Source organism: Mesorhizobium sp. GW821-FHT04C10, assembly GCF_059420305.1.
In genome coordinates, this window is the sequence record NZ_JBWKTL010000001.1 from 6,801,124 (window position 1) to 6,826,915 (window position 25,792).

Consider the following 25,792-nt stretch of genomic DNA (forward strand, 5'->3'; position numbering starts at 1 on the left):
CTGAACGAAACGCCGGTTGTGGGGGACGGAACCGGCCGCCCTGAAATGGTTGGAGCCATCGCAAGCCCGCGACAGGCTACTCCAAGGGGGGCGGTGGATGTCCGAGCTTAAGGCCAATTTGCTGCTGCTGTTTGCCGCTGCCCTATGGGGCTTGGGCAACGTCGCACAAAAGACGGTGCTTGTTCATCTTGACGCGCTGAGTGCCGTCGGCTTGCGCTGCCTGATCGGGGGGTTGCTTGTGCTGCCCTTTGTCTTGACCGAAAGGCGACTGCCCGCGGGGCCGGGCCATTTTTCCAGTCTGGTCAGGGTGGGCGCGCTGTTTGCCGTCTCCATCACGCTTCAGCAGCTTTGCTATCTCGGCGCCACGGTCACAAATGCAAGCTTCCTGGTGAGCACGGCAACCGTGATGACGCCACTTGCCGCCTGGCTGCTCATCGGTGAACGCCCGACCGCGAGCCTCACGGTCGCCGCCGGGTTGACCGTGGCCGGCGCCCTGCTTCTGTCCGGCGGGATCGGCAGTCTCGGCGGCGGCGATCTCACCGCCATCCTGTCGGCCGCCTGCTATGCGCTGTGGATGGTCGAGCTCGGCCGGTACATGCAAGCCCATGCGCGGCCGTTCACCAGCGCGGCGACACAGTTCCTGGGCGCCGCCGCCTTCGCCCTGCCGCTCGGGGCAATGCAAGGCAACCTGTCGCTGGCCGCGGCATTTGCAGCCGGACCGGAACTGGCGGTCCTCGGCGTGTTCTCCACCGCGATCGCTTTCGGCATACAGATTGCCGCCCAGCGCTTCACCCCCGCCAGTCATGCCGCCGTGATCGTCAGTGCCGAAAGCGTCTTCGGGGCTTTAGGCGCGGCGATCTTCCTCGGCGAGCGGAACTCTCCCGCGGGCGCACTGGGTGCCGCGATCATTCTCGGTGCGATCCTGTCCGTCGCGATGTCGAGCCGAGCGCCGCGTGCACGCGCGGCCTTGCTGGCCGGTCCAATTCACAGCTTCGACACGGCCCTCGCCGGCGCGACCGCAGCCTGGACGGGCGATCGTCCCGCCGCCACTTCAAATCCCATGGAGGAATGTGATGAAACTTGCCGGTGATGCGAACGCATTCCCGACCCGACCGCTCCTCGGCACGGGGCCGATCGCCCTATCGACGGCGATTGGACTTGTCGCGAGGTCGCGGTGGTGACCGCGCGGGCAATGCTTCTTCCGCTCGCCCATCTGGTATCGGCGCTTCGTGCCCGCCTGAAGGGACCCGGCGGCTACTACAACAGCGGCAACGCACTCGGCCTCATCGTCGGTTTTGCGATCCAGATTGCCGCCGCGCCGGTCGGCTTCTACGAGGGAAGCGCTGTCACCGCGGCGGTGATGGACTACTTCGCCGGCAGCCATGGCACTGTTGCGCTGACCTTGGCGACCCTGGTCTTCTTCTGCGGCGGCGAGGCCTATCACCGAGCCTGGGCAAGGCCGGATGCTCCCGATCCCGCCCTGAACCGTCTGGGCGACTTCCTGTCGGGCATAGGCGCCATCGGGCTTGGCGTTGCCCTGTTGCTGCTCGGCGAGCCGCTGCTCGCGGGGACCTCCGGCCTGCTGCATGCGCTGGGCAAATTCGGCAGCACCTTCCACAGGCCGGGCACGCCGGTTCCCATGTGGCCGGCCGGCTGGCCAGATCCGTTCCGCAGCGCGGTGCTCGCCAGCCGGTTGCCGGCGATGCTGGCGACAACCGTCGCCCTTGGCTGGGCGCTGCTGGAGGTCTGGTCGGGCGGGCCCTTCACGGCGCTCGCCATGCCACTGACTTTGCTCGGCTGTTACCTTTTGTGGACCAAAGCCGACCTGCTGCTGTTCGGCGTGGGGACCAAGGCCCCACGCCAAATTTCCACATGTTGAAAATGACCGCCTTGAAAGCAAGCGGTTGTCGGGATGGAGAATAACATGGTCGAAAGCATGCATCAGGACGCAGGCGCCTTGTCCGCGGCGGCCTCCTTTCGCGAGCAGGCGGGACGACCGGCCAATGGGCCGGCAAAACGGGCCAGCTCATATTTGAGACTGGCGGGAATCCTTGCCGCTTCGGTGTTTTGGGCGCCACAAGCCCGTGCCGCCAATGTTGATGTTGCTGTCGTGTTCGCGGTCGATTTCTCGTCCTCGATTGATCCGGAGATTGCCGACATGCAGCGCGAGGGGCATGCCGCGGCGCTCACCTCGCCCGAGATTATCGCGGCCATCACCCGAAATTATGTTGGCTGCATCAGCGTGGCCTACTTTGAATGGTCAAGCCCCGGGCACACACGCATCGTGCTGCCGTGGACAAGCATCTGCGGGCTGGAAGATGCCAAGGCGGCGGCTTCGGTGATCAGCAAGAGAGGCGATACCGGCCATATTCGCAGGGGGCGAAGCGGCACATCCGTTTCCTCGGCCATCGACGTCGGAACGCTTCTGCTCGATCAGTTTCCTGGAAAGGCGGCCAAGAAAGTGATCGACATCTCTTCCAACGGTGAGAACAACGATGGCCTTCCCGTCCAGCCCAGCAGGCTCAACGCCATCGCCAAGGGATACACGATCAATGCGATCGCCATCCCAGCAGAAGATGAGAATCCCGACCAACCATTGGCATCCTATTTCGCCCAATCGGTGATTGGCGGCTCGCAAGCCTTCGTCATGACACCGAAGGGCCCAAGCGACTATGCCACGGCCCTGCGCCGGAAGCTGGTGACGGAAGTAAGCATGGACGTCGACCCACGAATTCCCGGCATCAGGTAGCAAACGCCACTATGGCGCGCTGATCGAAAAGGACGAGGCCGAGCACGCTGTTCGGGTTTTGCCCGAAATGGGCGCAGGAAGCGGGCCCCCCCAAGGACGCCATGCCTTGACAGAAAGACAAAATGTCAGTCGACTAAGGTTGGGGGCGGGCTTGATGCCGGCTTGAAAACGAGTCTTCGTCATGAAGCTGGTCTTTGTCGAAGCTATCGGCAGCAAGGTATCAAGTGTCGGTTTTGGCTGCGCTTCGCTTGGTTCTCGCATCGGAGTTCGCAAGGGGCTCGAGACGCTCGAGCGCGCGTACGAGGCGGGGATAACGTGGTACGACGTAGCGCCTTCCTATGGCGACGGGATGGCGGAATCGATCTGGGGCGAATTTGCATCCAGGAAGCGCGATAGCGTCTGCGTCTGCACCAAGGTTGGCATGCGTCCGCCCAAGACCTCCACAACCATGCGCGTGCTGAAGCCGTTGTCACGGATTGCCATTGCGACGGTTCCGGCGCTCAAGCGCTATGCATCAAGAGTGCGCCCCACGCCATTCAAAGTGCCGCTGTCTGCGGAGTTGATAAGATCAAGCGTCGAGGAGAGCCTGCGGCGTCTTCGCACGGATTACGTCGATGTCCTTGCGCTGCATCGTCCGACCGCCGAGGAACTTGTTCGCGAGGATATCATCCGGACCGTGGAGCGCGTGGTTCAGGACGGGAAGGCCCGGGCCATTTCGGTCGCAGGAGACCTCGAGGCTGGCATGACGGCTCTCGATGAAGCGCTGCCCTATCGATTCGTTCAGATTGCCAATACCCCGCTGGAGCCCAACCTCGGGAAGTTGAAGGAGCGCGCTCGCGGGCACAAAACGTTTGTGACGCATGGGTCCTTTTCAGGCCTCGATCGCATCGTCGAGACGTTAAATGCGCAAAAGGAAATACTGGCCGCTCTTGGCGACCTCGGATACCGCGGCAGTCCGACTGACGTTGCTGTCGCATTTCTCGCCGATTACGCATTCGCAACCAATTCAGCAGGCGTCACCCTGGTCTCCATGTTCAAGAAGGAGCACCTCGATTTCAATCTGCTGCGGTTGAAGAACCATCCAACACCCGAGCGGCTAGATGCCATCGCCGCCGCGCTCGCCATGGGCGTGAAAGACTGATCAACTTCCAGCCTGCCGGGGTCCAATGAGGCGCAAAGCGGCCATTGCGAATCGCGGCTGCGCGTCGAGCACAAGCACATCTTCGGCGTTTGAACCCACGCCATCCTGACAGGCTCACCGATCGATTCCTTACAAATTCGTAAGGAAAGGTTCATGCAAACGGAGGAAGTCGGCTAACAAAAAATGGTGCGAGTTCACGTATGTAGCAGCTTGCTGGTTGCTTCGAGAACGTGTTCGAGTTTCGCCCCTAGGTCGTTGTTCCGAGGCCGGTCGAGGGTGACTTGGCTTGGAACATATCACCGGAGCCGGATCGCGTGATTGTCGAGTTATTTGGCCCTGCCGGGTCGGGCAAAACAACATTTGCACATGCACTTCAGCGCCGTCTGCAAGCTCAGGGCTACGTTGCCAAAGTCGTGCTTTCCTATCAACCCGGTGTCCATTCCACACCACTTGACCCTGGCGGACTTTGGTACGCTTTCCAGCGTGTTGTCAGGGCGATACTGCGAACGGCAGCCTTTGTCTTCCGTCCCTTGAACAACGCGGATGAACTCAGGCTGACAGTCAAGCTGGTCCGAATTTTAACGCCGAGAAATCCGATTTGGTTGATAAGGTTCAGCCGCTACATCCTTGCCCTATCAGTGGCTTGGCAGTATTCGGTCGGCGATCGGGAAATTGTGATTTTCGATCAGGGTTTCATTCAGGCTGTCTGCTCTCTTAGCCTGTTTAGCGGAGTTGCGGACACGGCGTCACTGGCGACGGTCCTGGACCTGATACCCACTTCGGATCTTGCGATAAGTGTGGACGCCGCCGAACCCTTGTTGTCGAAACGGCTGAAGGACCGGCTATTTCATCAGAGCTATATGGAGCGGCTGTTCGAGGCAGATTCCAAAACCAACTTGCAATCGATACCGATCATCCGCCGGGTAAAAAGCCTCCTTCTCGGCAAAGAGAGATCAACATTAAGCATCGACATGTCGGACGAACGCAGCCTCCAGGAGGCTATATTTCGCGTCGAAAGAGAAATTGCCGAAATGCGTAGCTAGGATCGTTTCAGGTCAACCGAGCGGCCACCACTGAAGATGGCTTGGTCAGGTTCGCAGTCTGATGAATGCCCCAACCAGCCGCGCACCTGGGACGCGGATACCCCACAGCCGCCCACGCCGAGCTGCTGCGAAGATGATCCGAACTCCGAAACCGGAAAATGCCCCGAAGCTCCAGGAGCGGGGCACCGTCCCAGGCCAATGCCGGTGTTCCCTCACCGCTTGAGGCCCATGCATGGGCCGCCGGAGCCGAGTCAGGTCGACGTGGCGGTATTTTGGGCGTGACGACAACGGCCCGGCACTGGAGCAATTCCAGGAAAGGTGTAATCGGTTTTCCCGGGAAAAGCGCGTAACGCTTTCCCGTGGGAATTGCGTTGAAACAAAGAGATAGAGCGTTTTACTGTTTCCGTGAAACGGTGAAAATGCTCTAGCCAGCTAAATTCGCGAGGTCTCCCCCTCGGCCAGCGCCACTTCGACCAGATAGTGGCCTCTCTTCGTCACGCGCGAAGGATAAAGATCGGCCATTCCCTGGTCATGGGGAATGAGGACGCGGCGGATATCTCGCTTCACCGTTTTCATGATCTCGTCGGTCACCATGAGCAACTTGGTGTTGGAGCCATAGGACAACCCGTTAGGGACATAGAACGGGTCTTGCGGATTGCCACCGTGCAGATTGTCGTGCCGATAGATCAGATCGCCGGTGTAGACGTAGTTGTCTTCGCTGGCAGTCCGGCCATCATTGCGGATGACGATGTATTGCGAGTGGGCGGTGTGGGTGTCCGGGGCGACACGAAGGTCGATATTCGGCAGGATGTCGTCGGCGTCGCCGTCTACGCCGATCATGCGGCCCTTGCGGGCAAGCTCAATGGCTTCCATCATGTCATTGGGATCGGTCGCCCCCATCAGCCAACGGAACTTCCGGTCCATGGCCATGATCTTGACCCATGCGGCAAGTTCCTCGGACTGGATCAGGAACGTGGCGTTGGGGAATAGGGAAAGCCCGCCCATATGGTCGAAATGGGCATGCGTGAGGATGACGTAGTCGATATCCTCCGGCTTGACGCCGACTTCCGCAAGAACATCCCGCGGGTGGGCCCATTTCTGGACGTTGAACTTGTCAACGAACGCCTTGCCATGGGACTCGGCGTTGAGGCCGCAATCAAGCAGAATGGTTTTCCCGTGTCCCTTCAGCAGCGTATACGCGTAGGGCAGAACCTGCGTGCCCGCATTGTGGCGACCGAAAATCAGCGAACCTGTCGCCGCATCCGGCACCTCTGCGAAATTAAGCATCCAGATTGAATACTCGGCCATTCACTCCTCCATTGGTCCTGAGCAGATTGCCGTGCAAGGCACAGCACGACTGTTGAAAATCGACGGTCTCGAAACCGGGCATCGCCCGCGAGGCGGCCTCGATGTCCTTCCAGGCCGAGCGCAGCGGCGGCAGCGGGTCCACTGCCGAAACCAATCCGGAAAGCCTGGCATCCAGCGCGCTCAGCGCCGTGCCCAGCTTCTCCAGCGCCGCCGTGAGATGATGATGGAAATGCGCCGCCAGATCCGGCGCCTTCAGCCGGGCGTGATCCGCCCTCGCCTCGGCCAGCCTTTCTCGCACCACTTCGCGGCTCTCCACATCGAGCACATGGCGCGATTTCAGCATCTCCGCCGACATCAACAGCCCGGCTAGCCTTGTCGACACCTCATGCAAGGCGTCGAACAACGGTTGTGCCGCCAGCACATAGGCGCGGATGGCCTCGTCGCTCCTGCTCTGTATCCTCATGGCGTAGCCGTTCGGCCGAGTATCATATCGGCCGCCTTCTCGGCGATCATCAGCGTGGTCGCGTTGGTGTTGGCGGACGGCATGGATGGCATGATAGACGCGTCGCAGACGCGCAGCCCCTCGATGCCATGGACTCTGAGTTGGTGGTCCACCACGCTGTCGGGACGATCCTTCGGTCCCATCCGCGCCGTCCCCATCATGTGATAAACAGTAGTGCCCTTCTGCCGCGCGAAGGCGAGCAGGTCCTCGTCGCTTTCGATCTCCGCCTTCGGCGACGTCTCGGCCTCGACAAAGCGGGCCAGCGGCGGCGCACGGAACAGTCGGCGCGCGATGCGCATGCCCCCGAGAAGAACCTGCTTGTCGCGATCATCAGTGAGATAGTTCGGCTGGATCGACGGTGCCTCGAACACATCCGCGCTCTTGACCCGCACATAGCCCAGGCTTTCCGGCCTTTCCTGCCAGACCCCCAGCGTCAGCCCCGGATGCTTGTCGAGCAACCCGACAACCCCCTCACGGAAGCTGGCAGGCGCGCAGGCAAATTCCAGGTCAGGACGATCGACCGACGGGTTCGAACGGCAGAAGATGTGAACCAGCGAAGGGCTGATGGCCAACGGGCTCGGCAGCCCGACAAGCCAGCGAATGACCTGCACCGCCAGGGCCGGTCCCTGCACCTTGGTGTTGATAGTCGGCGCGCCCCGGATTCTCGACACCATGCGCACAGCATAATGGTCGCGCAGGTTGGCACCGATGCCGGGAATGTCGCGCAGGACGTCGATGCCCGCCTGCCTGAGCACATCGGCCGGACCGAGGCCGGAGAGTTGCAAGAGCTTCGGCGTATTGATCGCCCCGGCGGTCAGGATTACCTCGCGGCGGGCGCTGACGGTGCGCGCGGTTCCGCCCTGCCCTCCCTGGATATAGCGCACGCTCCGGGCGATGCCGTTCTCGACGACGATCGAGGTGCAATGCGCGGAAGTTCGTATGGACACTGTCGGGCGTTGCTTGGCCTTCGCGAGAAAGGCGCGGGCCGCGCTGATGCGCTTGCCGCGGTAGATCGTGCGCTGGAAGAACCCGGCCCCTTCCTGCTTTTCGCCATTGTGATCGGGGTTACGGGGTATACCGATGGCCTCGGCGGCGTCGATCAACGCGTCGCTGACCGGATTGTGCCAATCGAGATCGGTGATCGGCAGTTCTCCGGTCGTGCCGCGATACTTCGGATCGGATGCGCCAATCCGCTTCTCGGAACGCCGGAAGTAGGGCAGGACTTCCCGGTAAGTCCAGCCAGGATTCCCTGCCGCCGCCCAGTTGTCATAGTCCGTCGCCTGGCCGCGAACATAGTTCAGCCCGTTGATCGAGCTGGAGCCTCCCAGCACACGGCCTTGCGGTAGCGAGAACGAGCGATTGTCGACGCCCGGCCCCGGTTCCGACTGGAAGTTCCAGGTGAGCGTCTTCGAATAGATGTTCTTGATGTAGCCAGCCGGTATGTGGATCAGCGGATTGATGTCGGCGGGTCCGGCCTCCAGCGTGCAGACGGAGTGGCCGGCGGCACTGAGCCGCTCGGTAAGGACGCAGCCCGCGGTTCCCGCGCCGACAACCACATAATCGAAAACCTCGTTCTCCCGTGACGGCATTACGGAGCCCTCCCCACGGGAGCCGCGCAGCGCACGGAGCCGGATTGCGATGGTGAACTGGCAGGGCTCATTGCATCCCTCCGAGGCAGACATATTTTAGCGACAGGAAATCATCGAGCCCGTATTTGGAACCTTCGCGCCCGAAGCCGGATTGCTTCACGCCACCGAATGGCGCCACTTCAGTCGAAATGAGGCCGGTGTTCACTCCGACCATGCCGTATTCAAGCGCCTCGGCCACTTTCCAGACCTGCCGCAGGTCACTGGCGTAGAAATAGGACGCAAGTCCGAATTCCGTGTCGTTCGCCAGTTCGATCACCTCATCCACAGTGTCGAAGCGGAACACGGGGGCCAGCGGAGCGAAAGTCTCCTGGCGAGCGACCTTCATGTCCCGCGTCACGCCTTTGACCACGGTGGGCTGGACGAATGTCTTTCCAAGCGCATGTGGCTGTCCGCCGGTGACCAGAACCGCGCCCTTCGAAATGGCATCGTCCAGATGGCTCCGGAGCTTGTTCACCGCCATCTCGTTGATCAGCGGACCGAGTTGAGTCCCCTTCTCGAAGCCGTCGCCGACCTTGAGGGCCGCGACCGCGCGGCCGAGCTTCTCGACGAAGGCGTCGTGAATGCCTGATTGCGCGAAGATGCGATTGGCGCAGACGCAGGTCTGGCCGTTGTTGCGGAATTTCGATTGCAGCGCACCCTCGACGGCCGCTTCAAGGTCGGCGTCGTCGAAGACGATGAAGGGTGCATTGCCGCCGAGTTCGAGGCTGAGCTTGAGTATTTTCTGAGCGCCTTGGGCCATGAGCAGGCGACCCACCTCGGTCGAGCCTGTGAACGTCAGCTTGTTGACGAGGGGATTGCTGCAGACCTCCTGGCCGAATTCGCGCGACCGCGATGTGGGCACGACACTAAGAAGGCCCGGCGGCAGACCGGCGCGCTCAGCCAGAACGGTCAGCGCGAGGGCCGAGAGCGGCGTTTCGGCGGCCGGCTTGAAGACCATCGCACAGCCGGCGGCCAACGCCGGTGCGAACTTGCGTGCGACCATGGCGGAGGGGAAATTCCATGGCGTGATGGCCGCGACAACGCCGACAGGCTGCTTCAGCACCACGATACGCTTGTCGCGATGATGGCCCGGAATAGTGTCGCCGTAGATCCGCTTGGCCTCTTCGCCAAACCACTCGATGTAGCCGGCCCCGTAGGCAACCTCTCCCATCGCCTCGGCGAAAGGCTTGCCCATTTCTGCCGTCAGGATCGTGGCCAGATCCTTCTGGTTGGCCATGACCAGGTCGAACCAGCGGCGCAGTATCTCGGCCCGTTCCTTTCCGGTGGCCCGCGCCCACAGCTTCTGCGCCGCGGCTGCGTGGGTTATGGCTTGGCGCACCTCGTCGAGGGACATATCGGCGACCTGTGCCAGGATTTCTGCCGTGGACGGGTTTCGGACGGCGATCGTGTCGCCGCTGGTCGAGTGCACCCATTTGCCGGCAAGAAAGGCCTGCTCGCGGACAAGCGAGGGATCGGCAAGGCGCGAGACAAGGGACGTTGCGATCATCCGGGTGTCCTCAGATCTGGTTGCGGATATGCGGGGCGCGTGCGTAGATCGCCACCATCGGAATGATGAGCATGCCGACGACGGCTTGTTGGGAGGCGAAGCTCAATCCGAGGCCCACGAGGATGGAGGTGAGGACGGTAAGCACCAGCACGCCGAGCACGGTCGCCCCATAGCCTCCCGCACCGCCCAGGAGCGATGTGCCGCCGATCACGACGGCGGCGACCGTGGTGAAGAGGTAGGGATCGCCCACGCCGACGAAGCCGCCGCCCGAGAAGCCGAGCAACAGCATGCCGGCCGATGCCGACGCGGCGGCCGAGATCGCATGCACGGCGATCCACAGATTGCGTTCCGAAATCTGCAAGCGGGCCGCCGCGATGCGACTGCTCCCCAGGGCATAGATGCCCCGACCGAACCAGGTGTTGCCCATGACGAAGATCACCACGGCCGACAGGATCACCCAGATGAAGATCACAGGGGGCGCCGGGATGCCGAAGGTCGTGCCGTTATATGCTGCCAGGTTGCGCAGCCATTCAGGTATCGTGGCAAAGACGGTGCCGGCATAGATGGAGCCGAGCGTCGTGTAGATCTGCGTTGCTCCGACCACGGCGAAGCCCACCGCGAGCGACATAATCAGAGCCTGACCCTGGATGCGGAAACTCATCAGCCCGTTCAAGGAGCCGACCAGGCTTGCGAGGCAAATGATGAAGATGATCGCAAGCCAGGGCGGCATGCCGGAGACCAGGAGGCTGGGCAGGAGAATGTTGGCCGAGCCAATGACGAAGGGAATGGACAGGTCCAGCGCGCCCAGAAGCGCACAGAGTGTCTGCCCGAGCGAGGCGACGCCAAGGAAGGAGGCCAGGAGCAGGATCGAGCGTGCGTTCCGCACCGACACGAAGCCAGGCACCAGCACAGCGCCGAGGACGGCAAGCACTGCGAGCAGCCCCGCGCCGATCAGCAAGGAACGTTGGACGTCGATGCGGCGCCGGGCGGGAGCGATCGAAGAGGGAAGCTTTGCTGTTTTTTCCATCTGCTATCTCAAGAACTGCGGGCGGAAGGGGACGAGAACACGTTCACCAGGAGCGAGCAGGCCAGAATCGCGCCGAACGCCAGCTGGGTGACGAACCCGGAAAGAGAACCGAAGTTGAACGTGCCCAGCAGGTAGGTGATCAGGAACATGTTGAGTGCACCAAGCGCGGCGCCGAGCGCACCGCCGCGACCGCCGGACAGGCTCGCGCCGCCGAGCACGAGCGCGGTGACCGCCTGCAGCGTGTAGGTCGATCCCTGGGTCGGATCCCCCGATGAAATCAGGGCGGTGTAGCTGAGGGCGGCAAAGCCCGCGAACATGCCGCCGATCGCATAGGCGACCAACCGAACGAGATCGACGCGGATACCCGCCGTATAGGCCATGCGTTCGTCTGAGCCCACGAGGCGCAGTTGCCGATGGAAGCCGGTGCGCGTGATCAACCCCCAGATCGCGAAAACGACCAAAACCAGGATGAGGATCGGGGAGACAATCTGTGCGGCGGCTCCCGCGCCCCATGCCATCAACCAGTCGGGCGCGACACCGCCTGACCGGGACATGATCATCAAGTTGACACCGCTCAGAACCAGATAGCCGGACAAGGAAACGATGATCGGCGCAATGCGCACATGGATGACGATGAGCGCCAGCAACACCTGCCAAAGCGCGCCGGCAAGCAGCGCCCAGCCGATGAACAGGACAGGATTGGTGATGCCCCGGGCGGACAGCCAGGCGACCAACGTGACATTGAGGAAACCGATAAGCGGGCCTATCGAAAGGTCGACAGCTCCGCGACCCGCCATCACGATCGGCGTGAGCGCCATCGTCGCGAAGAACAGCGGGGCCGCGACCAGAATGGCGTTCCCGATGCCGGAGGGCGTAAAAAGGTTGGGCGAGCGCATCGCCACAAGGATGAGCAGGACGACGACGAGCAGGACCGGCACCGTCAGGGAACCGAGTTTTCTGAAGGCATTGGACGCTGTCATGGCGCTACCTCATGTGCGGCTTCCAGTTCGATGTGAGCGCCCGGCGGCTGACCGAACATTGCCCCCAGGATTTCGCGTTCCTCAATGGCCTGGCCACTCAGCGACCGGAACAGCGATCCCTTGAAAAAGACGTCCACGCGATGTGAGAAGCCGGGGAATTCCTCGATCTCGGTGGAAAGGTAGACGACCGCGCCGCCGCCTTCGGCAAAGCTCTGGAGATCGCGATAGAGATCGCGCTTGGTGCCAAGGTCCACGCCGCGTGTGGGGTCATTGAGGACAATGACCCTCGGACTGTCGGCGAAGGCCCTGGCGATCAGCACTTTCTGCTGATTGCCTCCCGACAGTGAGGTGATGCGGTTGTTGTATGAGCCTGTCTTTATCGACAGGCGCCGCACCTCCTCGGCGAAAAGCCTGTGCGCGTGGTCCTTGTCGATCTTGCCGAACAGGCCAAGCCGTCGGCGGTAGACCCCGAGCGCGAAATTGTCGAAAATACTCATCTGCGGGAATATGCCTTCGCGCTTGCGGTCACCCGACACCCAGGAGATCCGCAACCGCCAGGCCGCGGCGAGATCAGTCACCGGCTCGACAACGCCGTCAGAATTCCGGCAACTGATGAGACCCGCATGCGGAGCAGCTATCCCGGCGAGCGTGCGCGCGAAGCGCTCCTGGCCCTGACCATCGAGGCCGGCCAGCCCGACAATCATTCCAGGCTCCAGCGAGAAGTCGAAAGGAAGCGACTGCTCGTCGACTTGCAGGCCTTGACCGATGAGTATCGGCGCGGCCGAAGTTCCTTGAACGCGGGAAAGCGCGGCTGGCGCAGCCGAGAGGGTGCGACCGGATTGGGTCATCAGTTCCAGGAGTCGCGCCTCCGTGATTTCCTCGCGGAGCAGGACGCCGACCGTCTTGCCTTCGCGCAGGATGGTGGCGCGGTCGGCGATGTTGACGAGTTCGGCAATTCGATGCGTGACCAACAGGATAGTCTTGCCCGCCGCACGCAGGCGCTCAATCTCGGCGAACAGGCGCTGCGTGGCCCCAAGATCCAGCGCCGCCGAGGATTCGTCGAAAATCAGCACTTCGGGCCGCCGCAGGATCGCGCGGACGATGACGATCCATTGCTTGACGCTCAACGGCAGGCTTCCCGCCGGGGCTCGCATGTCCACGGGATATCCGACGCAGCGGGCCATGATCTCGCCAGCCTCGCTCAGCTTCTCGGCCCGGCTTCTTCCCGTTCCCAGAAAACCTTCCGAACCCACATAGAGGTTATCGAGGACGCTCACCTCGTCGGCGACCAGCACTTCCTGGAAAATTGTGGCGACACCGATGCGACGGGCCTCCAGCGGCGTCGAGACCGAAGTGCCGAGAATCTCGCAGGTGCCTTCATCCAGCATCAGTACGCCGGACATGATCTTCGCCAGCGTGCTCTTGCCGCTGCCATTCTCGCCCACGATGGCGTGCACTTCACCCGCATAGGCTTCGAAATTGCAGCCGGTCAGCGCGCGGGTCTCGCCGAAGCGCTTCGATACGTTGCGCAGACGGATTGAAGTCGTTCCCGTCATGCCTGCTCCAGTTCAGTCTGAAATGGCGCAAGCAGACGGGCCGGCCATCGGCGGCCCGTCGCTTGCGTTGGCCCGGTTGGTTGTTTGGACTCGGTTACTTGGGGTTCGCGAAGAACTCTTTCGCCACATCCTTCGGCCACCAGGTGTCGGCCGTCGGTTGGACCCAGCCGGTGGAGTTCAGGTCGCAGTCTTCTGGCAGCGCCGCCTTAACATCGTCGATCGTGTAGGGCAGAACCGGCCGCAGCATCGACTGGACCTTGGGACCTTCACCGCTCAATGTGCGCAGCATGACATCCCACACCTGATCCATCTCGCGGGCCGGCGGCCAGATGTGGAAGGACTTGGAAATCCAGTCGGGATGTTTGCGCCAGTAGCAGGCCGCGGATGCCTCACCGCCAAGTGTAATCGGCACCATCGGCCGACCCGATTGGAGCATGGCATTGAGGACGCCGTTCTCCTGGGCGGCCTGGGTCAGGATGCCGTCGACCTGCGCCGGATTGACCGCAAGGAACTTCTGCAGCTCGGTCTGCGCTACCTGATCCGTCCACTTGCCGGCAATCTCACCTATGATCTTGATGTCGGGGAAGGCCTCCAACGCCTTCTTGGCTCCCGCGTCGAAAGCGTCCGACGAGGCCGTTCCGGGCACACCGGAAACAAGGACCAGATTGCCCTTGCCACCCATCTCGCCAGCCAGCCAGGTGGCCATGTCAAAGCCACCCTGCATGTGGTTGGCGGCGACGTTGATCGAATACGGCGAGGTCGTGTAGCCCGAATAAGCGAAGACAGGCACGCCCTTGGAGTGAGCATATTCGATTGTCGGATTGAACGCGGTAACGTTCGAGCAGCAGATAACGATGGCATCGACGCCATCATCGACCATCTGGCGCATCTGCTGGATCTGAACAGCGTCCTTGAAGTCGGCTTGCGTCACGACCAAATCGGACACCAGCCCGGCCTTCTTGGCTTCAGGGGCGAGCTTGTTGACAATCTCGTCGAGCGCCGTCGCCTGCCAGGTATTGCCCGCATAGGTCGACGCATATCCGATCTTCCAAGGTGGCGACTTCTTGGCCTTGAAGTCAATCAGCGGCGACGGGCCGATAGGGATCTGCGTGTCGACCATCTTGTAGACGTCGCGGATACTTTCCGGCAGGTCGTCCAGCCCCCCAGCCATGGAGGCGGTGGACATAGTAGCCACGGCCGAAAGAACAGCAGCAAAGGTCTTCATTTTCATTGGTTTCTCCTCTCCATATTTGTCTCTTCACTGCCTGGAATGAATTTCTTCCAGAATTGGCAGCAGATATTCACGAAACTTCGTGTAGTCTTCAGTCACCGGGAAATGGCCGAGGTCCTTCATCGCTGTGAACTTCGAACCCTTGACCAGCCTGGCCAGTTCTTCCGATTCCTTCGGAGACGTGTTCGGGTCGTATTCGCCGGTCAGCATATAAAGCATGCATTTCGACGTATCGATTGCCCGAGCCTCGTCGTCTGACATGTTGTGATCGTAGTAATAATAATACAGATCCCCCGCGAATATTCCGGGGCCGCCGCAGGCGTACTCCCACTGTATTTCCCGAACATTCTTCTCCGGAGAATAGGGCGAGATATTCAGCATCATCGCCGCCCCGATCGACGTGCGGTTGACGTTCGGGTTGTCGAATTCCTTGCGGATGCCGGCCATGCCCACATCGACATATTCGACCGCGGAGCGCAGGGCGCCTTCGACCGCGATCGTCGCGCGATAGCGATCCGGATGATTTGAGGCGAGGTCCACCGCGAGGTGGCCGCCCATCGAACTGCCCATGTAGACGGGCCGATCGAGTCCCAGCGCATCCGAAAGGACGTTCGGGAAGGCCATCATGCGGGCCTTGGTCATGTTGTATTCCTGTTCCCACCAGTTGACGCCGTAAGGCGGCAAGGACTTGCCGTGGTAGGGCAGATCGAAGGCGATGACGCGAAAGCGGCTGGTCACCGCCTCGTCGCACAACAGGTGACGATACTGGCGGCCGTCGGAGCCCGCCGTATGACCGACGATGAAGGGGATGCCCGAGCCAGCCTCTTCATAATAGACGCGGTATTCAATGTCCTCCACCGTCAGGTAGACGTAGTGGCCGGTTATGGGATCGTGCCTTGTCATTCTCATGCCTCCCCGTCGTGCAGTTGGCGCAACAGCGTCGTCATCCGGTTCAGCGCGGGAAGATAGGCGAAGGTCTCGTTCGAGACGTTGATCCGCATGCCGTGCTTGACCGCGGCGGACTGGATGCACTGATAAAATGGGCGGGGCCGACGCTTCAGCAGCTCACCCCACTGTTCGACGGTTCCGCCAACGATGATGGTGGATTCGGCATCCGGCACGGCGCCCCCATCGGTTATGCCCGCCAGGGCGCCGTTGGCGAAACTCAGCGCCCAGGACTCGTCGCCGAAGTCGAGACGGATGACGCCGGTCAGATATCTGGTTTCGCGCTTGAACTCGAAGTCGCCGCGCGCGCGTTCGATGAACGCGTTCCTCTCTATTTTCATAATCTCCTCCGAACCGATCAACCGGTTATCTCGTCCAGCACCTGTTGCGCACTGCGGAAGCTGTCGATCGCGGCGGGCACGCCGCAATAGATGGCTACCTGAAGAAAGATCTCGGTGATTTCCTCGCGCGTCACACCGTTGTTGAGCGCTCCCCTGACATGGGTGCGTAACTCGTGCTGGCGGTTGAGGGCGGAGATCATTCCGAGATTGAGGATCGACCGCTCGCGGCGGCCGAGACCGGGGCGATTCCAGATCTCGTCCCAGCAATATTCGGTCACCAGCTTCTGCATCGGCCAGCTGAAGTCGGTCGCCTTATCCAGCGAGGCGTCCACATAGACGTCTCCCAGCACCTCGCGCCGAGTCTTCAATCCGCGTTCGAAGGCTTCGGTGTGCTCGCGCGCACCTTTCCCTTCGGAGTGGCGTGGGCCGCCGGCTCCGTCTTGCATGCTCAGTCCTCCATTCAGACGTTAGCGGCTATCCCCGTGAGGCGACCTGCCGCGCAAAGAAATCGTAGAAACGCGTGTGATCGACAGAGCCTCCGAGCGCGCTCGCCGCGTTGTCCCAAAGCTGCGCGGTCTGGCGCAGCCCCGGCTGATCGAGGCCGAGCGATACCGAAAGGTTCGCGGCCGCACGGATATCCTTGGCCATCAGGCCCAGGGCAAAACCCGATGCGAAAGTGCCGCTAAGGATGAACTGATTCATCTTCACGTCGGTGGCGTTGTTCTTGCCGCTAGATGCATTCAGCACCTCCACCACCTTGCCCTGGTCGAGACCAAAGGCCTTGCCCAGCAGCACCGCCTCGACGGCGGCAACGACCCCGGCTCCGGAAACGTAGTTGTTTATGGCCTTCATTGCGTGACCGGCGCCTACCGGACCACAATGGAAGAGCCTTGCCGACATGGCCTCGAGCACCGGAACGGCATCGCCGTAGTCCGCATCGGATCCGCCGGCCATGACTGCCAGGGAGCCGTCGATTGCCCGCTTCACGCCGCCCGACACCGGAGCGTCGACGACGCGCAGATGGCCCGCCACGCGCTCGCTCAGCAACCGTGTCTCGTCTGGCGCCGAAGAGCTCATCTCAAGAAGAAGGGAGCCTGCCGGCGCCTGCTTGTAGATATCGTCCTCCAGCAGAACCTGCTGAACGATCTTGCCATTGGGAAGCATGGTGATGATCCGATCGCAGTCACGGATCGCGTCGGCGACATTCGCCGCGGCTTCGCCACCAGCTTCGACAAGCGCGGCGACAGCTTTTTCGGAGAGGTCGAAGCCCGTTACCTTGAAACCGGCCTTCATAAGGTTGACGGCCATGGGAACGCCCATCTGACCCAACCCTATGAATGCGATTTTCACGCCCTCGACCATTATGCTCCTCCACTTCTGTAAGATTATAAGATTGTCTTACAAACTGTCAATCTGGAATTTCTTGCATTGGACCATTTTTCAGACATTCGATGGCGACCTTGGCGGCCTCCTCGATATGCCTGCGGCAAGCACGCTCCGCGCGATCCGGATCCTGGGCGCGGATGGCTCTCGCGATCTCGCGGATTTCGGCAACACTCCGTTCGGGCCGTCCCTGCTGAGCCATCGAGGTGAAGCGAAGGAGGTTGATCCTGTTATGCATCGAAGTGAGCGTCTGCCGCACGAAACTGTTGCCGCTGCCGCTCATGAGCAGATCGTAGATCACGGCTTTCGCGCGGATCATTTCGGCGGAACCGACCTGGTGAGCAGCCTTGGCGAAAACCTCCACGGCCTCGTCGAACGCATCCATGAATTCCGGAGAGGCAGTCTGGGCGCAACACCGCCCCGAAAAGCCTTCCAGAAGTGCTCGCAGGGTATAAAGCTGCTCCGCGTCCTCGATGGTGATGCGATTGACCTCCATCCCCCTATGTGGCACGCCGATCAGCAGTCCCTCTGCTTCCATCTGCCTGACCGCTTCGCGAACCGACGTCCTTCCCACGCCCAGAAGCTGACAGAGTTCCCGCTCGATAAGGCGCTGACCAGGTTGGAACCTGCCGCTGACAATGGCCATTCTCAACATCTCGACGGCCTGCCCGCGAACTGTCGCCTTGTCCTTGTCGATCAGTAAATCCACGTCGCGCATGAACGCTTGAAGCCTTCTCCGGGCAACAGTCTGCCGAGCAGCCGACCGGCTACGCCGGCCCTGCAGTCAGGCAACCCATCACCTGCCGAACTCTGGCTCGTCACCTGCCGAACTCCGGCTCGACAAAGTCGCAATCCGGCATGGTTGGCTGTGAAAATTCACCCAACCATTGGTATCGGAGATCGAAGCCTTCAGGCCATCATTGCAAGATTGTATGACAATCTGTCAATAGCAAAAGGCGGTTTCTACGCCGCCTTGCGAGAAAATGCCGCCTTCGCGGCGTTGGCTATATGGAGATGGCACGCCGCGGCGGCGCGCATGCCGTCGCCGGCCTCGATTGCCGCAGCGATGTCGCGCAACTCGGCAATGCTGTGCTGGATCCTGCCAGGCTTCGCCATCGAGGTCGCCCTGAGAAGGTTGATACGGTTATACAGGGATTCCAGCGTGCGGCGGACATAGATGTTCTTTGCGCCCTCAAGCAGAAGGTCGTAGAATTTCGACTTGCTCTCGATGAGATTGACCGACTGTCCCGAAAGCGCGACGGCGGCGAACTCCTCCACTGCCTCGCTCAGCAGCCGCTTGAACTCTCTTGTGCCGGTTTCCGCGCAGCGTTGTGCTGCGAACCCCTCAAGCAAGGAGCGTAGCTCATAGAGCTGATGCGCCTCCTCTTCGTCGATTGTCGACACGATGGGGCCGCGATGCGGAATAAGGGTGATCAGCCCCTCCGCCTCAAGCTGCCGTAGTGCCTCGCGAAGCGACGGCCGACTCACGCCAAGTCTCTCGCACAATTCGCGTTCCACCAGTTTTTGGCCAGGTTGGAACCCACCGGAGGAAATCGCCGCGCGCAGCTTGTCCTCGACCTGCCCACGCAAGGTTGCACTTCGCTTCGAAACCCGCAGATCGAATTCAGACATCAAGACCAGGCTCCAACACCGCTGTTTCGAATTCCGTCTGTCGAATCTTCCACTGTGGCCCACATGCCAGCACTGTGTACAGCTCCCGGTCAAGTAGTGGCGGGGCGTCGATGCGCAAACCGGTGAGTTCGCTCCAGCGACGGAGTGACCTACAGCTATTTAGACGATCCACAGGACCTACGACATGCGGAAAACATCGTCGCCCTTCCCAATTCGTCGAGGCGCCATCAGTTTCAAGCCCGTCCTACAATCGGGACAAAGCGCCTTTTCGGAGCCCGGCCCCGCCATCCGCAAGGGGTCCAATGTCCTTCGGATCACAGGCCTGGCGAAATAACGCCAGCCCCTTCAAGAAGATTTCGAGCTCGCCCCGCATTGATCTTGCCCGTCTCGCCACATGGCTTGCAACGTCCAAACGGACAGAAAGCGTTCTGCGTCAAGCGCTTCAGCGATTTCAAGGGGATAGGCTGGTGCTGCGAGAGAGGATTGAACTCAGCGCAGATCATCGCCCAAGCCTTGTAAACCAAGGATTCCAGTACCCGCCTGATATGGCCTGTGTACCAGTGTTGTGCCCCGGTGATCTGCCATTGTGGGGGCTCCGTGTCAATGACGGGACGCTTGGATCCGCCATCGTCCCGGAGCCCAGCGACACGGGTTCCTCGACCTCGACGTCCACGTCCACCACCTAGACACGCACGGAGCCACCATCGTGCGGACCGGTGGCGGGCGCTGACAGGCGGGCCAGCCAGGACAGAGCAACGAGCAGCGGTTCGGACGGCACCTCATGACGTTGGGACAGATTCGGTAGCATAGGAGTCGCGGGACAAACCCAAAAACCTGCTATAGGGTTCCGCTACTTGGGGGGACACATGAAGAAGCTGAATATCGAGCTGCAGCATTGCTACGGGATCAAAAAACTCACGGCAACTTTCGATTTTGAAAAGACAAATGCCTTTGCCATCTATGCCCCAAACGGCGCGATGAAGTCGTCGCTCGCGCGGACCTTCCAAGATGTGGCGAAAGGCGTTGCGTCAGGCGATCGCATCTTTACCGCAAGACCGAACCAGCGCTCTATAACGGATGAAACAGGCGCCGACCTTCCAGCGGCGAGCATCCTGGTGGTGCAGCCCTACGACGAGGTCCTGGGGCACAGTGAGAAGACTTCCACACTCCTCGTGAATAGCGAGTTGCGTGTGGAATATGAGAAACTCCACGAAGAGTTGGAATCGGCCAAGGGACTGCTGCTGAAGGCCTTGAAGACGCAGTCCGGCTCCAAGAAGGATCTGGAGAAGGAGGTTTCGGGGACCTTCACAAAAGGCACAGATCAGCTTTATAGAGCCCTGCTCCGGATCGAAGAAGAACTCTCAACACAAAAGGATGCTCAATTTTCTGAAGTTAAGTATGATGTCATATTTGATGATAAAGTTTTATCCTTTCTAGACACGAAAGATGTTAAGACAGTTATTCTTGATTATGTCACTAAATATAATGAACTTTTGTCTGCATCGGTTTATTTTAAGAAAGGCATATTTAACTACTACAACGCCGGAGCTATCGCAAAAAACCTGGCCGATAACGGATTCTTTGACGCCAAGCATTCGATCAACCTGAATTCTGAAGGCCGACGAGAAATCAGCACCCAGAAGGAACTGGAAGAGCTGATAGCCAAGGAAAAGGAAGCTATCAGCTCGGATGCCGCACTTCGGAAGAGGTTCGCCGAAGTCGAAAAACTCATCACCAAAAATGCTAATGTTAGAGATTTCGAGACCTATCTGAGTGAGCACGAAGAGCTGCTGCCACACCTGGAGAACATTGAAAACTTCAGGGAAGAAGTCTGGAAATCTTATTTGAAACGGCACTATGACCTGTACCGGGACGTTGTCGACAAATACAAAGTAGCCGAAAAACGTCGTGGTGAAATTGAGGAACAGGCGGCCAAGGAGAGAACCCAATGGGAAGAGGTTATTGAGATATTCAATGACCGCTTCTTCGTGCCATTCAAACTTGTGCCCCGGAACCGGACGGAAGTCATCCTCGGCCAAGAGCCCATGCTGAGCCTGGGCTTCACATTTGAAGATGGCGCGGAATCGACCCCCGTGGACCGGTCCGCCCTTCTCGCGACGCTCAGCACGGGTGAAAAGAAAGCTCTCTACATCCTCAATATCATTTTTGAGATTCAGGCCCGCCTAAAAGCGGGCGTGGACACACTCATGATTGTTGACGATATCGCAGATTCTTTCGACTACAAGAATAAGTATGCAATCATCCAATATCTGAAGGACGTGTCTGACGGAAACTCTTTCAAACAGATCCTACTTACCCATAATTTCGATTTCTTTCGAACCGTCAAAGGGCGGTTCGTTGGCTATCCCAACTGCCTCATGGTTTCCAAGAATTCGGATGGTATCACGCTGAGCAAGGCTGTCGGCATCGATAACGTCTTTGTAAACGACTGGAAACTTGGCTTCTATAGTGACCCCAAAAAGCGCATTGCCTGCATTCCTTTCATGAGGAACCTGCTGGAATTCACTCGGGGAGAAAGCGACCCAGACTACGTCAAGCTGACGTCGCTGCTGCACTGGAAGAACGACTCCGCCACCATCCTGCAATCCGACCTGTGCGTTATCTACAATGCGCTCTTTGGCGGTACTGAGACACCAGGAGATGGAGGAGACCAAGTGGTAGGCGCCGTGTACCAATTGGCCCAGGACTGCCTCACAGCGGGTGACGGCATGAACTTCGAGAACAAGATCGTTCTGTCGATCGCCATCCGTCTCAAAGCTGAGGAATACATGGCCATCAAGATCAATGACCAAGCCTATGTTGATAGCATCACCTCCACTCAAACGCCTCGGTTGCTTAAGCGGTTTAAGACGGATTTTCCTGGGCACAAATCCATCAAGACGCTTGAGAAGGTGCTGCTCATGACGCCAGAAAACATTCACCTCAACGCCTTCATGTATGAGCCCATCCTCGACATGTCGGACGAACACCTGCGCAAGCTGTTCGGAGAGGTCAACGCTTTGGTGTGACCCAACCAGTGCCCAGCCTGACATGTCCCCTGGAGCCGCCGTCGCGCGGACCGGTGGGCAGACCCAGCCAGATGGAGCAAGGGGCTGGCGCGGGCGCAGCGCAGCGAGCCACGGGCCTCTTGCTCCGTCTGGCTGGGTCTGCCAGGACATAGCAAAAGACGGTGGTTCCGGGGCATGTCCCCAGGTGAGCCAGAGCGAGCTTCAAAAAAATTGAACGCAGTGAATCCTTGCGATCAAGGATTCGCCATTAGGTTGCAAGGATCCGTCTTTTGATGAATCCCCAGCGCCAAGGATTCGAAGCTTGAAGGGTCAAGAAAATGCCAAAAAACCATTCAATAATAGTCATTTGAGCTTCCATTCGGCTTTTGCTACTCGTCTCCCTGTTCACAACTTAAAGGAGATATAACAAATGAACTATCCCGTTTTCATCCCTTGGAAACCGGAACCGGGCGTCTCCGGCTACGCGGCCGGATTTGCCATAGGAAGACGCTTGTTAACCGAGGCAACGGTGACGTTGCCCAACCCAGGTCCGGACGGCCCGAGCAGCTACGATGTGTTAGGAAGCGACGGCTTGACGGTGGTCGAGCATGGCGTTGCCGACACACCAGAGGAAGCAATGGCCGCTGCCGAGCACAGCATGCGGCGGCGGCTCATCCAGGTAGTCTAATACTCGTTACGGCTTTCTGCCGTCCGGGCCGTCGCCGCCCGGCGGGGGTGGAGTATCGCCCCCGCCGACATCAACGTTCGGCCTGCGGGCTTCCGTCCAGTCGAGTGCAGCCCGCAGCATAGCGGTCTCCACTTCCTGATCCGTTGCTCCCGGCCGTGCGGACCATGCGAGCGCCGACCAGTCGCGTCGTTCCAGCACGTGCTCTAACCACTCACGAGCCTCTGGCGGCAGCCGCCTCCGGAGCATGTCGGCAGCTTCGGCATGCGCGCTCGGAACGGGCCGCCGGAGGTCTGTGACGAGCTTGCGGTAGGTCGGGCTTATCCTGTATCGGCCATGCAGGCGCGGACGTGTTTCGGGGCGCGGCGGCAGGAAACCCATCCCACCTTCGCCGCGCTCTCGCGCCTGTTGCTCGGGCGAGACGTCGTCCCGCGCCGGGAGCGGCAGAGGCGCGGGCTGGAATGCAACGACGGGCACGTGCGGGGCGCGGCCGAACAGCGCCAGCACCAGCGCAAGCAGTTTTAGGAAAACCGATGTCGCGGGATCGCCTCGACGCCTGCGTTGATGACGGCGGAGGCGCCTGCGGTCACGGCACGTCCGGCGATGGTCCTTGGGCTTGCGTTCCTGGTACATGTGTCCTCCTTTTTCAGAAACCGGGCCGATAGGCCGATGCTAGGGTCTCCTGCTCCTGCCCCGAATCCTGGGCAGGCGCACTTGTGCTTCGGGGGATGCCGCCGCCACCTTTCGCAGCCCTCAGCCGGGCGCGGAGCTCGTCGCGCGGGTCGGCCGGACGCGCAATACGGGCTAGCAGCGCGGCAGCACGGCGACCTAGCTCCAGTGCCATGCGCAGGATGTCGTCCAAATCGACGCGGGCAAGGCGACGCACGTCCTGCATATCCCGGCCTCGGGGCCGGAGGCGACGTTGCAGGCGCCGGGTCGCCGCTCGGACGGCTGGAGCCCGCGTAGCGCGGGCGAGCGTCAGCGTGGCTAGCGCTTCCTTGCCACTTCCAGGCGATCGGCGAATGCCTCGATCGCCTGGAGTGTCAGTTGCTGGGTCCGCAGAATAGTCTGTAGAAGCTCCGTCACTTCCGCCAGCGGCGATCCCTCGCCAGGCTCCACCGGGTCGAGGAGGGCAAGGAGCGGAGTCAACCGTTCTGCCGTCTCCCGGCCTGCTCGAGCCTGGTCGTAAGTTGCTTTGAGAGCCCGCATAGCGGGTGGTGTCTGGGTCATATATGTCCTCCTTCTGCATTCTCGCCGCGACGACACGACGCTTCTCTCCGGCGAGGCGGTCCAGCGCTCCAAGCGTCTGGCCGCCGCGAATGACAAGCCACACGCCCGGCTTGTCACCAATTGCGACCCCGAGTCCGGCATCAGCCAGCGCGACCCGGAGGGCGGCCGGGCTATCGCTGATCGTCCAAGCCCGCCGGACGGCGTCCCTCACATCCGGAAGGTCTACGCCGGTCCGATCCGCCCTCGCCCGCTGACGGCTCGACATGGCGGATTGCGGTGGCTCAGGAGGAGCCTCGCCTCGAACGCGCCCGGCAACGTCGGGACGATCCTGACGTTCGAGTTCAGCAGCGACGGCAGCCGTGCGACGGCCAAGAGTCAGGCCGTGGCCGAAATCCACCTCCAGGGAACGCGCCGCCGCTTCGAGACGAACATAAGAACGGCTGTCGTCGAGGGCGCGGCCGTTCGGACCGACGTGTGCGACAACGACGTGGTAATGCACGTCTATTGCACCGCCTCTCCGACCCTTTCCTGAATGCTGCCAGACCACATGCGCATGGTCGCTCGCGCCCATGGCGGCGAGCACGCGGGCGACGGCCTCGTCACGCTGCTCGTTCGTGAGAGGCGCGGAGGGCGACAGGGAAATGTGATGGTAGGCGACCGTGGCGCGGGAGCCATCGCGCAGCACCGACATGTAGTCCAGCGCCTCCGGCGCGGTCATCACCGGGGCAGCAACATGGACCACACGCGACTCTTGTCCATCACGTTTGGACAGGTGAGCTAGTAGGTATCGAGTGTCCCGAGCCGTCCGACCGTGCCTGGTGGTCGTCAAAATCACTGGTGCGGCTCCTGCCGGAGAGACATGACGGCGGCGGTCAGAATTGCGAGTTCCCCCCGGACAGCAGCCAGCGCATCTGCGGGAACCCGACCTCCGACATGGGCGTACCTGGCTAACTGGTTGACGACATTGCCGACGCGGCCAAGATCGCCCAGCGCCCGGCCGAGAGCCTGTGCCAGCCCGTCAGGACGGCGGCGCACCTGGACGTCGCGGCCGACCGATCGCATGACCTCGCGCCGGGCGTAGCTGCTCGGCCCGAGCCCGACGGTAGCGGCTGCCGCGTCGAGGGCCGCGCGCTCGGCGGCGGTCAGGCGTAGGGTCGTGGTCGTGGTCGTCATCGCGGCGCGTAGCCCTTGCGGTCGAGCGCTCTCCTCAAGGCATTCACTCCGTCGAGCATCTCGCGAAGCTCTTTCTCGTCGGATACGAGGCGGCGCGCGTCGTCCCAACAAAAGCGCTTGACCATCTGAGCTAGCGCTTCGGCCTGCTCGTCAGGGATGTCCAGAATGATTGCCACCATGTCATCGTTCTCCTGCTGCGCCGCCTTGGCGGCGGTGGGGGTCAACGGGGGAGGTCTTCCTCCCCCTTGTCAGCGTCCGGGCGTAGCACCGGACATTGCTGGCTACCTCCGATGGTGACGCCAGGCCATGCAAGGAACCAGAACCTTTTACATCGTGAGGGGTGACTCTCTGGGCATCGAACTGTTTCGAATGCGGAACGTTCTGGAAAGGGCTTGTTCTAGTCTGCCGACCAGGCAACCCTTGAATCTCAGACACGAAAAAGCGCCGCTGTCATCGGGCGGGAACCCTCGGCGGCGCTTCAATAGGCAAGATGATGATCGAACGGCCTAACGCATCTGTAAAGCCCCCCTGCTGTAGCGGGTGAGCCTCGGGCTGGGATATGTCCCAGCCGGAACTAAGCACCCTCACAATCTACGAACCAAATTTGTTGACGAAGGCCCGAAGACACAGGCTTTTTCGGGTGTCCTCGGCGTCCGGCCTGCGGCCCTCGCAGGAGGAGGTTTCCTCGGGCACGGCTTCGCCCGGCGAGCATTTCTCGAAGCG

At 60.9% G+C, this 25,792-nt stretch carries 26 protein-coding genes and 1 pseudogene; 8 read left to right on the forward strand and 19 right to left on the reverse strand.

What is annotated here, in order from left to right:
- Nucleotides 1–97 precede the first annotated feature (97 nt).
- The 5 genes from AC07UC_RS32465 (at nucleotide 98) to AC07UC_RS32485 (ending at nucleotide 4,933) form a co-directional block, all read left to right on the forward strand.
- Nucleotides 98–1,090, forward strand: a complete 993-nt coding sequence (locus AC07UC_RS32465; protein ID WP_494908730.1) for a DMT family transporter — start codon at nucleotides 98–100, stop codon at nucleotides 1,088–1,090.
- Nucleotides 1,091–1,192: 102 nt separating this feature from the next.
- Nucleotides 1,193–1,879, forward strand: a complete 687-nt coding sequence (locus tag AC07UC_RS32470; protein ID WP_494908731.1) for a hypothetical protein — start codon at nucleotides 1,193–1,195, stop codon at nucleotides 1,877–1,879.
- A gap of 45 nt (nucleotides 1,880–1,924) precedes the next feature.
- On the forward strand, nucleotides 1,925–2,749 hold the full coding sequence (locus AC07UC_RS32475; RefSeq protein ID WP_140775259.1) for a DUF1194 domain-containing protein: 825 nt from the start codon (nucleotides 1,925–1,927) through the stop codon (nucleotides 2,747–2,749).
- A gap of 181 nt (nucleotides 2,750–2,930) precedes the next feature.
- Entirely contained in the window at nucleotides 2,931–3,890 is a 960-nt protein-coding gene (locus AC07UC_RS32480) for an aldo/keto reductase (RefSeq protein WP_494908732.1), read from the forward strand.
- Nucleotides 3,891–4,171: 281 nt separating this feature from the next.
- Entirely contained in the window at nucleotides 4,172–4,933 is a 762-nt protein-coding gene (locus tag AC07UC_RS32485) for a hypothetical protein (RefSeq protein ID WP_140775261.1), read from the forward strand.
- A 432-nt stretch (nucleotides 4,934–5,365) separates the two neighbouring features.
- On the opposite strand, the gene AC07UC_RS32490 is transcribed toward AC07UC_RS32485, so the two are convergent.
- The 14 genes from AC07UC_RS32490 to AC07UC_RS32555 form a co-directional block, all read right to left on the reverse strand.
- The gene (locus AC07UC_RS32490; RefSeq protein ID WP_494908733.1) at nucleotides 5,366–6,241 is read right to left on the reverse strand and encodes an N-acyl homoserine lactonase family protein; all 876 of its coding nucleotides are present in this window, start codon (nucleotides 6,239–6,241) and stop codon (nucleotides 5,366–5,368) included.
- Nucleotides 6,213–6,704, reverse strand: a complete 492-nt coding sequence (locus AC07UC_RS32495) for a hypothetical protein (RefSeq protein ID WP_494908734.1) — start codon at nucleotides 6,702–6,704, stop codon at nucleotides 6,213–6,215. Before AC07UC_RS32495 ends, AC07UC_RS32490 begins: the two co-directional genes overlap by 29 nt.
- Nucleotides 6,701–8,332: a GMC family oxidoreductase gene (locus AC07UC_RS32500; RefSeq protein ID WP_494908735.1), complete on the reverse strand. Its 1,632-nt coding sequence runs from the start codon at nucleotides 8,330–8,332 to the stop codon at nucleotides 6,701–6,703. Before AC07UC_RS32500 ends, AC07UC_RS32495 begins: the two co-directional genes overlap by 4 nt.
- 67 nt (nucleotides 8,333–8,399) lie before the next feature.
- Nucleotides 8,400–9,878 carry an NAD-dependent succinate-semialdehyde dehydrogenase gene (locus AC07UC_RS32505; protein ID WP_494908736.1) on the reverse strand — a complete coding sequence of 493 codons (1,479 nt, stop codon included), beginning with the start codon at nucleotides 9,876–9,878 and terminating at the stop codon, nucleotides 8,400–8,402.
- A gap of 10 nt (nucleotides 9,879–9,888) precedes the next feature.
- On the reverse strand, nucleotides 9,889–10,905 hold the full coding sequence (locus AC07UC_RS32510; RefSeq protein WP_494908737.1) for an ABC transporter permease: 1,017 nt from the start codon (nucleotides 10,903–10,905) through the stop codon (nucleotides 9,889–9,891).
- A gap of 8 nt (nucleotides 10,906–10,913) precedes the next feature.
- Nucleotides 10,914–11,885 carry an ABC transporter permease gene (locus AC07UC_RS32515; RefSeq protein WP_494908738.1) on the reverse strand — a complete coding sequence of 324 codons (972 nt, stop codon included), beginning with the start codon at nucleotides 11,883–11,885 and terminating at the stop codon, nucleotides 10,914–10,916.
- The gene (locus AC07UC_RS32520; RefSeq protein ID WP_494908739.1) at nucleotides 11,882–13,441 is read right to left on the reverse strand and encodes a sugar ABC transporter ATP-binding protein; all 1,560 of its coding nucleotides are present in this window, start codon (nucleotides 13,439–13,441) and stop codon (nucleotides 11,882–11,884) included. The genes AC07UC_RS32515 and AC07UC_RS32520 overlap by 4 nt, the downstream gene beginning before the upstream one ends.
- Nucleotides 13,442–13,535: 94 nt before the next feature.
- On the reverse strand, nucleotides 13,536–14,672 hold the full coding sequence (locus AC07UC_RS32525) for an ABC transporter substrate-binding protein (protein WP_494908740.1): 1,137 nt from the start codon (nucleotides 14,670–14,672) through the stop codon (nucleotides 13,536–13,538).
- 27 nt (nucleotides 14,673–14,699) lie between these two features.
- Nucleotides 14,700–15,575 carry an alpha/beta fold hydrolase gene (locus AC07UC_RS32530; RefSeq protein WP_494908741.1) on the reverse strand — a complete coding sequence of 292 codons (876 nt, stop codon included), beginning with the start codon at nucleotides 15,573–15,575 and terminating at the stop codon, nucleotides 14,700–14,702.
- A gap of 2 nt (nucleotides 15,576–15,577) precedes the next feature.
- A complete protein-coding gene (locus tag AC07UC_RS32535) occupies nucleotides 15,578–15,979 on the reverse strand; it encodes a hypothetical protein (protein ID WP_483121857.1) in 402 nt (133 codons plus the stop codon).
- Entirely contained in the window at nucleotides 15,976–16,404 is a 429-nt protein-coding gene (locus AC07UC_RS32540) for a carboxymuconolactone decarboxylase family protein (protein WP_494908742.1), read from the reverse strand. The genes AC07UC_RS32535 and AC07UC_RS32540 overlap by 4 nt, the downstream gene beginning before the upstream one ends.
- Before the next feature lie 28 nt (nucleotides 16,405–16,432).
- On the reverse strand, nucleotides 16,433–17,320 hold the full coding sequence (locus AC07UC_RS32545; RefSeq protein ID WP_494908743.1) for an NAD(P)-dependent oxidoreductase: 888 nt from the start codon (nucleotides 17,318–17,320) through the stop codon (nucleotides 16,433–16,435).
- 46 nt (nucleotides 17,321–17,366) lie between these two features.
- Nucleotides 17,367–18,059: a GntR family transcriptional regulator gene (locus tag AC07UC_RS32550; RefSeq protein ID WP_494908744.1), complete on the reverse strand. Its 693-nt coding sequence runs from the start codon at nucleotides 18,057–18,059 to the stop codon at nucleotides 17,367–17,369.
- Between the two features lie 245 nt (nucleotides 18,060–18,304).
- Complete coding sequence (locus tag AC07UC_RS32555; protein ID WP_483121849.1) at nucleotides 18,305–18,973, reverse strand: GntR family transcriptional regulator; 669 nt, start codon at nucleotides 18,971–18,973, stop codon at nucleotides 18,305–18,307.
- Between the two features lie 866 nt (nucleotides 18,974–19,839).
- Between AC07UC_RS32555 and AC07UC_RS32560 the strand changes: the two genes are divergently transcribed.
- Both AC07UC_RS32560 and AC07UC_RS32565 read left to right on the forward strand, forming a co-directional pair.
- Nucleotides 19,840–22,002, forward strand: a complete 2,163-nt coding sequence (locus AC07UC_RS32560) for a phage infection protein (protein WP_494908745.1) — start codon at nucleotides 19,840–19,842, stop codon at nucleotides 22,000–22,002.
- 409 nt (nucleotides 22,003–22,411) lie between these two features.
- Nucleotides 22,412–22,669, forward strand: a complete 258-nt coding sequence (locus AC07UC_RS32565; RefSeq protein ID WP_494908746.1) for a hypothetical protein — start codon at nucleotides 22,412–22,414, stop codon at nucleotides 22,667–22,669.
- Nucleotides 22,670–22,675: 6 nt separating this feature from the next.
- Here the strand turns inward: AC07UC_RS32565 and AC07UC_RS32570 are convergent, their stop codons facing one another.
- Both AC07UC_RS32570 and AC07UC_RS32575 read right to left on the reverse strand, forming a co-directional pair.
- Nucleotides 22,676–23,299 carry a hypothetical protein gene (locus AC07UC_RS32570; RefSeq protein WP_494908747.1) on the reverse strand — a complete coding sequence of 208 codons (624 nt, stop codon included), beginning with the start codon at nucleotides 23,297–23,299 and terminating at the stop codon, nucleotides 22,676–22,678.
- A gap of 354 nt (nucleotides 23,300–23,653) precedes the next feature.
- Complete coding sequence (locus AC07UC_RS32575; protein ID WP_494909039.1) at nucleotides 23,654–23,815, reverse strand: hypothetical protein; 162 nt, start codon at nucleotides 23,813–23,815, stop codon at nucleotides 23,654–23,656.
- Nucleotides 23,816–23,861: 46 nt separating this feature from the next.
- Here AC07UC_RS32575 and AC07UC_RS32580 point away from each other — a divergent pair, with 46 nt between their 5' ends.
- A complete protein-coding gene (locus AC07UC_RS32580; protein WP_494909040.1) occupies nucleotides 23,862–24,428 on the forward strand; it encodes a hypothetical protein in 567 nt (188 codons plus the stop codon).
- Here AC07UC_RS32580 and AC07UC_RS32585 read toward each other — a convergent pair.
- The 3 genes and pseudogenes from AC07UC_RS32585 to AC07UC_RS32595 all read right to left on the reverse strand — a co-directional run.
- A pseudogene (locus AC07UC_RS32585) lies at nucleotides 24,342–24,614 on the reverse strand (relaxase/mobilization nuclease domain-containing protein); the annotation flags it as partial. The gene AC07UC_RS32580 and the pseudogene AC07UC_RS32585 overlap by 87 nt on opposite strands.
- 113 nt (nucleotides 24,615–24,727) lie before the next feature.
- A complete protein-coding gene (locus AC07UC_RS32590) occupies nucleotides 24,728–25,069 on the reverse strand; it encodes a plasmid mobilization protein (protein ID WP_494908748.1) in 342 nt (113 codons plus the stop codon).
- Nucleotides 25,066–25,293, reverse strand: coding sequence for a DUF7706 family protein (locus tag AC07UC_RS32595; protein WP_494908749.1), 228 nt, complete (start codon nucleotides 25,291–25,293; stop codon nucleotides 25,066–25,068). Before AC07UC_RS32595 ends, AC07UC_RS32590 begins: the two co-directional genes overlap by 4 nt.
- Nucleotides 25,294–25,792 lie beyond the last annotated feature (499 nt).

Excerpts from the sequence above, each read along its gene's own strand:
- AC07UC_RS32465 (WP_494908730.1), top strand. The coding sequence starts at position 98 with ATGTCCGAGCTTAAGGCCAATTTGCTGCTGCTGTTTGCCGCTGCCCTA.
- AC07UC_RS32470 (WP_494908731.1), top strand. The coding sequence starts at position 1,193 with ATGCTTCTTCCGCTCGCCCATCTGGTATCGGCGCTTCGTGCCCGCCTG.
- AC07UC_RS32475 (WP_140775259.1), top strand. The coding sequence starts at position 1,925 with ATGGTCGAAAGCATGCATCAGGACGCAGGCGCCTTGTCCGCGGCGGCC.
- AC07UC_RS32480 (WP_494908732.1), top strand. The coding sequence starts at position 2,931 with ATGAAGCTGGTCTTTGTCGAAGCTATCGGCAGCAAGGTATCAAGTGTC.
- AC07UC_RS32490 (WP_494908733.1), bottom strand. The coding sequence starts at position 6,241 with ATGGCCGAGTATTCAATCTGGATGCTTAATTTCGCAGAGGTGCCGGAT.
- AC07UC_RS32495 (WP_494908734.1), bottom strand. The coding sequence starts at position 6,704 with ATGAGGATACAGAGCAGGAGCGACGAGGCCATCCGCGCCTATGTGCTG.
- AC07UC_RS32500 (WP_494908735.1), bottom strand. The coding sequence starts at position 8,332 with ATGCCGTCACGGGAGAACGAGGTTTTCGATTATGTGGTTGTCGGCGCG.
- AC07UC_RS32505 (WP_494908736.1), bottom strand. The coding sequence starts at position 9,878 with ATGATCGCAACGTCCCTTGTCTCGCGCCTTGCCGATCCCTCGCTTGTC.
- AC07UC_RS32510 (WP_494908737.1), bottom strand. The coding sequence starts at position 10,905 with ATGGAAAAAACAGCAAAGCTTCCCTCTTCGATCGCTCCCGCCCGGCGC.
- AC07UC_RS32515 (WP_494908738.1), bottom strand. The coding sequence starts at position 11,885 with ATGACAGCGTCCAATGCCTTCAGAAAACTCGGTTCCCTGACGGTGCCG.
- AC07UC_RS32520 (WP_494908739.1), bottom strand. The coding sequence starts at position 13,441 with ATGACGGGAACGACTTCAATCCGTCTGCGCAACGTATCGAAGCGCTTC.
- AC07UC_RS32525 (WP_494908740.1), bottom strand. The coding sequence starts at position 14,672 with ATGAAAATGAAGACCTTTGCTGCTGTTCTTTCGGCCGTGGCTACTATG.
- AC07UC_RS32530 (WP_494908741.1), bottom strand. The coding sequence starts at position 15,575 with ATGACAAGGCACGATCCCATAACCGGCCACTACGTCTACCTGACGGTG.
- AC07UC_RS32540 (WP_494908742.1), bottom strand. The coding sequence starts at position 16,404 with ATGCAAGACGGAGCCGGCGGCCCACGCCACTCCGAAGGGAAAGGTGCG.
- AC07UC_RS32545 (WP_494908743.1), bottom strand. The coding sequence starts at position 17,320 with ATGGTCGAGGGCGTGAAAATCGCATTCATAGGGTTGGGTCAGATGGGC.
- AC07UC_RS32550 (WP_494908744.1), bottom strand. The coding sequence starts at position 18,059 with ATGCGCGACGTGGATTTACTGATCGACAAGGACAAGGCGACAGTTCGC.
- AC07UC_RS32555 (WP_483121849.1), bottom strand. The coding sequence starts at position 18,973 with ATGTCTGAATTCGATCTGCGGGTTTCGAAGCGAAGTGCAACCTTGCGT.
- AC07UC_RS32560 (WP_494908745.1), top strand. The coding sequence starts at position 19,840 with ATGAAGAAGCTGAATATCGAGCTGCAGCATTGCTACGGGATCAAAAAA.
- AC07UC_RS32565 (WP_494908746.1), top strand. The coding sequence starts at position 22,412 with ATGAACTATCCCGTTTTCATCCCTTGGAAACCGGAACCGGGCGTCTCC.
- AC07UC_RS32570 (WP_494908747.1), bottom strand. The coding sequence starts at position 23,299 with ATGTACCAGGAACGCAAGCCCAAGGACCATCGCCGGACGTGCCGTGAC.
- AC07UC_RS32590 (WP_494908748.1), bottom strand. The coding sequence starts at position 25,069 with ATGACGACCACGACCACGACCCTACGCCTGACCGCCGCCGAGCGCGCG.